Consider the following 2,898-nt stretch of genomic DNA (forward strand, 5'->3'; position numbering starts at 1 on the left):
CCATAATGTGCCATCTAGTTTTATAGCAGTAACATATTCGTCGCCAGCAGATATAAATTGCCAGTTTGTTGCTGTTCCAATCTGAATAGGAATATTTGAATTTGTTGTGCTTCCGTCACCAAGTTGACTCTCTTGGTTGCGTCCCCACGTCCAGAGCGTACCATCTGTCTTTATGGCAACATTATGAGAATTTCCAGCAGAAATTATTTGCCAGTTTGAGCCTGCTCCAACTTGTATAGGAATATTAGAAAAACTAGCAGGAACACCAGTTGTACCCAATTGTCCAAAATTATTTCTTCCCCAAGCCCACAAAGTCCCACCAGTTCTTATACCCAAAGTGTGTGATCCGCCAGCAGAAACTGATTGCCAGCATTGTGCAGATAGACTGATGTAAAATAGACTAATAAATAAAAAGAGTAATTTTTTTCTCATAGTTTATTAATTTCTGTTCAAACAATATTTTGTGTAAGATATGTAAAAATAACTTATTAACAATATTTTATCAACATTTTTTCGACAAAAAGCCTTTTATTTCGGACAAAATCAATGATTTAAAGTTAATAATTTTAAAATAAATATCAATTTGTTGATAACTTACAATTGAAAAATCAGCTTATAAATCCAACAAAATAAAACTAAGAGTAAAAAAACAATCCATATCTTTTTTGGATATTAATAAAAAATGTACCTTTGCACCAAATTTACAAACCTAGTATTATAGTTTTTTATATATGGTAATTTCAAAGCATCCACTTAGATTTATATTGACGGCAGTAATTGCCTGTCTTCCATTATTTAGTTTTGCAAATATTATTTCAGACAGTACAAAAGTACACGCTGAAGCAATCCACGTAGTTTCAGACTCAGTAAACGCTAAAACAGAATCAGTACATTCAGAGAAGGAAGCTTCTCACGATGCTCACGCAGAACCAACGGATGTAAAATCTAAAATCAAAGCCTTCGTTAAACATCACGTTTTAGACTCTCATGATTTTACTTTTTTCTCTGATGAGAAAGAAGGAAAACATTACGGTTTTTCTTTACCAATTATTCTTTGGGATAATGGCGTGCAGTTTTTTTCGTCTTCTAAATTTCACCATGGTGAAGCAGTAGCGGAATCTAACGGAAATTTCTACAAAATAAACCACCACGACGGTAAAATATACAAACTGAATAGCGCAACTGATACAATCACTGAAGATGAGAAAACAGGTTTTCCTACCAATGTTCGTCCTTTAGATTTTTCAATCACTAAAAGCGTTGTGGCAATTATGTTTGCTGCATTTTTAATGTTCTTCATATTTACAAGTCTAGCTAAATCATATAGTAAAAACGGAGGAATCGCTTCAGGAGCAGGAAGAATTTTCGAACCATTGGTGGTTTTTATTCGTGACGAAATTGCAATACCAAACATTGGTGAAAAACATTATAAGAGATATATGAGTTATTTATTGACTATATTTTTCTTTATATTATTATTAAATGTTATTGGCTTAACACCTCTAGGAATTAATGTTACTGGAAATTTAACTATTACATTTTCTTTAGCTATACTAACGTTTATTATTACGAATCTTACGGCAAATAAAAACTATTGGGGTCACATTTTCTGGATGCCAGGTGTGCCAAAAATAATGCGTATTGTATTGGCGCCAATCGAACTTTTAGGAGTTATTATTAAGCCATTTTCATTAATGATACGTTTGTATGCAAATATTTTTGCAGGGCATATTGTATTAATGAGTATTATTGGTTTAATGTTTATCTTTAAAAGTTGGATAGGAAGTAGTTTGTCATTTGGTTTGTCATTTGCTCTTTCTATTCTTGAAATATTGGTGGCATTTTTACAAGCATATATTTTCACGCTATTGTCTGCTCTGTATTTCGGATCAGCAGTAGAAGAGCATCATCACGAAGAAGCTCATCACTAAGTCAAACGTCGAAAGTCAAACGTCGAAAGTTTAAAGTCAGATTGGCTTTATGACATTAGACTTTACAACTTTAGACTATTAAATAAGAATGTTTAATTTTTAATATATATATTATGGAAGGTTTAAATTTCGTAGGAGCAGGATTAATTGTAATCGGAGCAGGATTAGGTATTGGTAGAATTGGTGGTTCAGCAATGGATGCTATTGCTCGTCAACCAGAAGCTTCAGGAAAAATCCAAACAGCTATGCTTATTGCAGCTGCACTTATTGAAGGTATTGGTTTCGCAGCGTTATTCGCAGCTTAATTAAAGCTTAAAAAACAATAGTTGCAACGGTTGGTTGTAACTATTGTTTTATTATTAAATTAAATATTTTTATAGATTACATAGATATGGAAAAGTTAATAAATCAGTTTGAGTTAGGTTTGTTCTTCTGGCAAATTTTAATATTTGTTGGATTAATCCTTTTATTGAAAAAATTCGCTTGGAAACCTATTCTTGATGCGGTAAACGACAGAGAAGAAGGGATAAAAAACGCATTGCTTTCGGCAGAAAATGCTAGAACAGAAATGCAAAACCTTCAAGCAGACAACCAACGTATTTTGCAAGAAGCAAGACTAGAGCGTGACAACATGCTTAAAGATGCTCGTGAGATTAAAGAAAAAATGATTGCTGACTCTAAAACCGAAGCGCAAGCACAAGGTTTAAAAATGATCGAGCAAGCAAAAGCTGCAATCGAAAGCGAAAAAAATGCGGCTATGGCAGAATTGAAATCTCAAGTTTCAAACTTGTCTATCGAAATTGCTGAAAAATTATTAAAAGACGAATTATCTAACAAAGAAGCTCAAACTAAATTGGTTGAGAAAATGTTAGGAGACGTTAAATTAAATTAATTATGTCAAGTACAAGAGCAGCAATTCGTTACGCAAAAGCAATTCTAGACTTAGCAACATCAAAAAATGTCGCTA

The 2,898-nt window shown here is 32.9% G+C and carries 4 protein-coding genes; 3 read left to right on the plus strand and 1 reads right to left on the minus strand.

All coding sequences use genetic code 11. The features are described 5' to 3' along the window. Positions 1 to 432 (minus strand): RCC1 domain-containing protein (locus tag ACH2BG_RS10105; protein ID WP_395047569.1); only part of this gene is annotated, 432 nt, incomplete at its 3' end. Between the two features lie 299 nt (positions 433 to 731). On the opposite strand from ACH2BG_RS10105, the gene atpB reads away from it, so the two are divergent. From atpB to ACH2BG_RS10120, 3 genes are all read left to right on the plus strand, one after another. Next, on the plus strand, positions 732 to 1,931 hold the full coding sequence (gene atpB, locus ACH2BG_RS10110) for a F0F1 ATP synthase subunit A (protein ID WP_395047570.1): 1,200 nt from the start codon (positions 732 to 734) through the stop codon (positions 1,929 to 1,931). 113 nt (positions 1,932 to 2,044) lie between these two features. Further along, on the plus strand, positions 2,045 to 2,236 hold the full coding sequence (atpE, locus tag ACH2BG_RS10115) for an ATP synthase F0 subunit C (protein WP_100842815.1): 192 nt from the start codon (positions 2,045 to 2,047) through the stop codon (positions 2,234 to 2,236). Positions 2,237 to 2,322: 86 nt separating this feature from the next. Then, complete coding sequence (locus tag ACH2BG_RS10120; protein WP_395047571.1) at positions 2,323 to 2,823, plus strand: F0F1 ATP synthase subunit B; 501 nt, start codon at positions 2,323 to 2,325, stop codon at positions 2,821 to 2,823. Positions 2,824 to 2,898: the final 75 nt, after the last annotated feature.

The organism is Flavobacterium sp. (assembly GCF_043779715.1).
Classification (GTDB): Bacteria; Bacteroidota; Bacteroidia; order Flavobacteriales; family Flavobacteriaceae; genus Flavobacterium.